This is a genomic window from Paenibacillus sp. p3-SID867 (assembly GCF_025142895.1).
In the GTDB taxonomy this organism is placed as follows: Bacteria; Bacillota; Bacilli; order Paenibacillales; family Paenibacillaceae; genus Paenibacillus_AQ.
The window spans coordinates 55,829-62,188 of sequence record NZ_JAMBDM010000028.1 but is presented as its reverse complement, the minus strand read 5'-3'; the positions used below and the strand labels follow the sequence as shown (position 1 = coordinate 62,188).

The 6,360-nt window shown below is 53.1% G+C and carries 4 protein-coding genes; all 4 read left to right on the top strand.

Annotated elements, in window-relative coordinates:
* Positions 1-978, top strand: a 978-nt coding sequence (locus M4D81_RS31895) for an ABC transporter ATP-binding protein (protein ID WP_260069335.1), incomplete at its 5' end; no start/stop codon positions are given.
* Between the two features lie 170 nt (positions 979-1,148).
* Positions 1,149-2,669, top strand: coding sequence for an MDR family MFS transporter (locus tag M4D81_RS31890; RefSeq protein ID WP_071221895.1), 1,521 nt, complete (start codon positions 1,149-1,151; stop codon positions 2,667-2,669).
* Between the two features lie 260 nt (positions 2,670-2,929).
* Positions 2,930-4,720 carry a sensor histidine kinase gene (locus M4D81_RS31885; RefSeq protein ID WP_260069334.1) on the top strand — a complete coding sequence of 597 codons (1,791 nt, stop codon included), beginning with the start codon at positions 2,930-2,932 and terminating at the stop codon, positions 4,718-4,720.
* Positions 4,701-6,326 carry a response regulator gene (locus M4D81_RS31880; protein ID WP_260069333.1) on the top strand — a complete coding sequence of 542 codons (1,626 nt, stop codon included), beginning with the start codon at positions 4,701-4,703 and terminating at the stop codon, positions 6,324-6,326. The genes M4D81_RS31885 and M4D81_RS31880 overlap by 20 nt, the downstream gene beginning before the upstream one ends.
* Positions 6,327-6,360: the final 34 nt, after the last annotated feature.

The following is a 6,360-nucleotide window of genomic DNA, read 5'->3' as shown; positions in this document are numbered from 1 at the left end:
CGCTGCGGGAAGCAGCTGGTGCAGCTGGGCTTGCTGCCTCGGCCCGCATGCGAGGCAGCGGGTGCCGCCGCCGGGGACAAGCCTGTCACGGCGGCAACTTCCCCGCATTCGGCTGAACCCCACGCGGAAATGCCGATCCTCGCAGGCTCCCTGCCTGCATCGGTATCCCGTGCGGAAGCGTCGAACCCCGCAGGTTCCCTGCCTGCATCGGTATCCCGTGCGGAAGAGCCAATCCCCGCAGGTTCCTTGCCTGCAGCGGTCCCCCATGCGGAAAGCGCGCGGCTGTCTGCCGTCTCCCCGCTGCTCCAGATCGATTCGCTGACGTTTGCGTATCCCGGCGGCCGGGAGGCGCTGCGCGATATCGATGCGAAGATTGATCCAGGCGACTGGGTGCTGCTGACCGGGGAGAACGGGTCCGGCAAAACGACCCTCAGCCGCCTGATCATGGGCCTGCTGCCGGCTCCGGCAGGCAGCATACGCTGGCAAGGGGAAGATACGAAGGGAATGGCCGTTTACCGCAGAGCCGAGATGATCGGCTATGTGTTCCAGCAGCCGGAATATATGTTTACCGCCCCGAATGTGTGGGAGGAGCTGATTTACAGTCTTCATGGAGGGGTGTCCGTGAAGAAGCGTCCGAAGCTGTCTGCTGGCCAGCAGCAGCGCGCTAGGTTTCTTTTGGAGAAAGCGGGGCTGACGGGTCGGCTTCAAATGTCTCCCTACCTGCTCAGTCAGGGGGAGAAGCGCCTTCTGAGCATCATCAGCCAATTGATGCTGCAAAGAGCGCTGTACATCCTGGACGAACCGACGTCGGGGATGGACTATGCCGCCATCGATAAGGTGATCGAGCTGTGCCGTTTTGTCATTGGGGAAGGTTCGGCCATATTGATGATTACGCACGATCCCGAGCTCATGAAGAGACATGCCACTTCCTCTATTCATCTGCGAAGCGGGAAAATGACTGTGCAACCTTCGTTGTAACCCTTATAATAGAAATGTTACATGATGTGAAAGCGCTCCTGGTATCGGGAGGCGCTTTTATGCTGTTGGCCCCGGTTTTTATCCTTATCAGAAGGACATATATCGGAAACCTGATACAGCAGGGACTGGAATCATGCCGGGGCTGTCTAGAGTAAAGGGGACGAAGGAACGTGGGTGTATTAAAACAAGACAAACGCAGTTATATCCTGGTCGGTATTTTGTTATCCACCTTCATGGCTGCGATCGAAGGAACGGTAGTCGGCCCGGCGGGACCGGCCATTATCAGCAGTTTCGGCAGCGTAAGCCTCATGAGCTGGATTTTTACGGCCTACCTGCTGACGATGGCGGTAACAACGCCGATCTTCGGTAAAATAAGCGATTTATATGGACGCAAGCCCGTATTTTTATACGGCTCGCTGATCTTTCTCGTTGGCTCATTGCTGTGCGGCCTGTCGCAGAACATGACGCAGCTGATCATATTCAGGGCAATCCAAGGAATTGGGGCCGGTGCGGTTATTCCGGTGACCTTTACGATTGTCGGAGACATTTACAATCTGGAGGAACGAGGGAAGATTCAGGGGATGATCAGCTCCGTATGGGGAATCTCTTCTCTGATCGGACCGCTGCTTGGCGGGTACTTCGTGGATTACCTGTCCTGGCACTGGATCTTTGTTTTTAATGTACCGTTTGCGCTGTTATCGATATGGCTGATTTTCCGTTATTTCAAAGAGGAGCGCACCACCCGCGAAGTATCGATCGATTACGGGGGAGCGGCCCTGTTTACCGTGGGAATGACGGCGCTGCTGTTTGCGCTCGCGGTAGGTGGCGGAGAGAGCTATTCCTGGACTTCTCCGTTCATGCTCGGTTTGATGATCGGTTCCGTGGTGCTGCTCGCTGCGTTTCTGGTGGTGGAGAGCAGAGTGAAGGAGCCGATGCTGCCGCTCCATCTGTTCAAGATCCGGGATATTACGGTATCGACGGTAGCCAATATTCTGGTAAGCGCGCTTATTATCGGGCTGACCACGTATTTGCCACTGTGGATTCAAGGGGTTCGGGGCGGCAACGCGACCTTGTCGGGCCTGACATTAGCCCCGATGTCGATCGGATGGCTGATCGGTTCGATTATCAGCGGGCGCCTGATCATTAAATCCGGTTCCCGGAAAACGGCGATTATCGGCGTCGTATTTCTAATCATCGGAGCGGTGGGATTGGCGTTCATGCATAAGGATACGGCGCTGGGCGTGCTGCTGGTCTTTACGTTCATTTATGGGGTCGGCTTCGGATATATCTCCACCTTGTTTCAGATCATCGCGCAATCCTCGGTGGGTTATGAGGTCCGGGGAGCTTCCACGGCGCTGAACTCCTTCATCCGCACGTTCGGTCAGACCGTGGGCGTAGCGGTGTTCGGATTATGGGTCAATGCGGGAATTGCGGGCAGACTTGCGGCGGAGCCGGATGCCGCAGGCATTACCAGCGACGATATTAATAAGCTGCTCTCTCCGCATGGCATGGCTGAGCTGCCGGAAGGGTCAGGCAGCCTGCTGAGCGGGATACTGGAGGGCAGCCTGAATTCCTTGTTTGTGGTGATGGCCGTGATGGCGGTGATCTGTATGCTGATCGTGGCCGCCTTCCGCAATGCGCCTCCTGAACCCGAGACGGGAACGGAAGAGACACAGCCGTCAGGCCATTGATGGATGGACTCATGTAAGGCATATATTTTTTCAAAGCATATTTAGCAGGATCCCGCTCTCTTTGAGGCCGGGATCCTTTTTTTTGTTTAGTGCTGCTCTATGCGGACAGCAAACGGCCATCTCGCAACAATCCCCTTCGAAAGTGTCTGAAATCTTGCTAATATGCCCTACACGGCGCAGGGTGAACTCCGATATAATAAACATATTTCGCTCTATAAATGAACTTCTCATACTACATAAACCCAAGGGGCTGCCGATGTATGTCCAAATTTAATCTGTTCCGAAAAATCATGCTGTTTATTTTCCTGATGTTGATTCCGATTGTCGGCCTCTATTTCTATTCAAACCAAACCACGACGAACGTGCTCAGCAAGGAGCTCAGCCAATCGAATACGAACCAGCTCGTCTTCTTTCAGAATCAGGTGAATACCAATATCGATATTTTGGCATCGTGGCCGAATTTGCTGCTGCATGACCCGGATATTTCAAGTTTTCGGGATATTTATTTGCAGGATAAATATCTGAACCTGGACGCGATTAACCTGGTGAAGCAGATTCAGACGAAGCTGAGCATACAGGAGAGCTCTTCGAACTGGCGCAGCCACCTGGCCATTTATTCCCCGTCCCTTGGGCGGGTGGTCACCGAAAGCGATGCCGGGTTTTACTCGCCAAAGGAGCTTGCGGAGGACGTGAAGCCGGGCTGGCAGGTCACTCCTTATGATGAGGGGAGCGATCGGCGGTTCCTATTTGTCTGGTATTCGGTGTCACCGTATTCCACCCAGCATCATACAGGCAAGTCAAATACCGTGATCAAGGTAGAATTCGACAGCACCAACATTCAGGATATGCTGGACCGCTTTAAAAGCGACGGAAGGAGCGATCCGTTCTACTATAAACCGGATACCGGCGTTATTTACAACCGTACCGCGGACCAGGAACTGATTAACCATATGATTGCGGAGCTGGGTCGGGAGCCGCTCCAAGACGTGGAGAACCGCGTGAAGGAAGTGGGCGGCAAAACCTATTCGGTCAGCATCGTATTATCGGAAACGACCGGATGGTATTTGATAGACTATATTCCGCTATCGGACATTATGAAGCCGATCCATACGTCCAACAGGCTCTTTTATATATCGATCGCCGCATTGCTCTTGATGAGCTGCCTCGCCGCATACCTGCTGTACTCCCAGGTTCAGGTTCCGATCAAGCAGCTGGTTTATGTGTTCCGCAGGCTGCAGGCCGGGGATTACGCGGTGAGGATGAAGGTATCGGGCCGAAACGAGTTCAGTTTTCTGGCTACGAGATTCAACTCAATGGTGGAGCAGATCCAGGAACTGTTCGAGCATGTATACATGGAGAAGATCCATGTCAGGGAAGCGAAGCTGAAGCAGCTGCAGTCCCAGATCAATCCCCATTTCTTCTACAACTGCTTCTCGTTTATCACCAGTATGGCGAAGCTTCGGAAATACGAAGCCGTCGTGGCGATGTCGCACAGCTTGTCCCGGTATTTCCGCTATACCACGCGTCAGGAAAGGGAACTGGTTCCCTTGCCCGATGAGATGGAGTTCGTTACGCATTATTTGGAAATACAGCAGATGCGAATGAGGCGTCTTAAATATCATCTCGATTTGACGGAAGAAGCCGAAGGCATGGAGATCCCGCCGCTGGTCATCCAGCCCCTCGTGGAGAATGCCGTCCTCCATGGCATTGAACCTCACTCGGGCAATGGTGAAATCAGGATAACCTTCCGAATTCTGGACGGCATGGCCTGCATCCAAGTGGATGATAACGGAATAGGTATGAACGGGCAGAAGCTGGCCGAGCTGGAGGCTCGGTTGAACAAGCCGATGGATCAGGAGATGGGCTGCGGCGTCTGGAATGTTCACCAGCGCATGCGGCTGCGTTATGGCGAAGAGGCGGGCCTGCGGTTTGCGGCATCTCCGCAGGGCGGCGTACGGGCTGTGCTCTATTGGCCGCTGCCGGATCGCTTGGAAGGAATCAATCAAAGTCAGGGCAGGGGGCAGAGAATGAATGAATATCTTATTGGTTGATGACGAGAGTTATGTCACGGAAAGTTTATATCAGACGATACCATGGCGTGAGCTGGATATTGAAGAAGTGTATCAGGCTTCTTCCGCCTTGGAGGCGATCGACCTGCTGGAGGAGGAGGACATCGATGTGGTGGTCACGGATGTTCGGATGCCGGTCATGACCGGCCTGGAGCTGATGGAGACCATAACCGAGCGCTGGACGCATATCCGCTGCATTTTACTTACGGGTTATTCGGATTTTGAATATGCCAAGCAGGCGATTCGGCTGCAGGCATCCGATTATATTTTGAAGCCGGTGGACGATGATGAATTCATACGCAGTGTGAGCTCCGCCTTGGCGTCAATCAAGGAGGAGCGGAAGGAGCTTGGGCAGTATCATCAGTTGATGTACAGCCGCAAATCGGATCTCGGCATTCTGCGAAACAGCCTCATGCATGATCTCTTGCTTGGACGCGAGATACCGCGACCTTCACTCGAACACAAGCTGCATGAATACGAGATCCCACTCCGAACAGACCGGTGGACGGTTATGCTGCTGATCCAGCTCGGGCAGAAATTTACAAGAATGGACGACCATTCGGTCAGCCTGATGGAATATGCCATCGGTAATATTGCGGAGGAGGTATTTGCCGAGCTGCTCCATGTGTGGTCCAGCAAAACGCCGCATAACGGCTTGATTCTGTTGGCTCAGTACAAGGCAGAGGAAATGAATCCATTCGCGGATTCCCGCGCATTGAAACAGTATGTATACCAGTTTCAACAGGATGTGGACAGCTATCTGAAGGGGAGTATTTCTGTTCTCGTATCGGCCTCCTTTGATTTTCCGGAGGAATTGGCATCCGTTTACCGGTCGGGATTAAGCTCGCTTTACCTCTGGGGAAACGGAGATCATGAAGCCATCCGGTTTGCTGAAGACCATGATGGCCGGCTGCGTGAGCCTGTATGGGACGTTACCCAGGCTTTTGCCAAACCGCCCAGTCTGCTGCATCTGCTGGAGACAAGGCAGTGGGATGCCGCCCGGGACAAAATAGAACAAGTTTTTGCAGAGCTTGAAACCGCATTCATTGGGCAGACGGCGTTGTATGAAATTTTTTTATCGGTTGCGAATGCCTTTATGTACCTGGCTCATAAGCAGGGCCATTACGTTCATCAGCTGGACCAGGCCGGCTGGGATCCCCTGTATATTCAGCAGGTGGTTCAGTCGGCTGCGAAGCTGCGTTCCTGGTCGCTTGATATGCTGAACAAACTTCATGATATCTCCTCCGAGCAGGAGATAACGAGCAAAAGCCATATCATCAAACAGGTTCAGGAGATGGTGACTGCCGATTCGGGTCATGACCTGTCCGTCAAGACGATTGCGGACCGGGTATTCCTGCATCCGGTGTATTTATCCAAGATTTATAAGAGTGAAACCGGAGAGGGACTTGGCGATTATATCATCCGCAAGCGAATGGAGCGGGCGTTATACCTGCTGAAGCATACAAACAAGAAGATTTATGAAATTACCGCTGAGCTTGGCTACCAGAACCCGCAGTATTTTAGCAAGATGTTCCGGAAGCACTACGGGATGACGCCGAACGAATACAGAGACCAAGGATGTTGCTAAAGGTGCAGAAATCTTCGATTCGTGACATAGGATG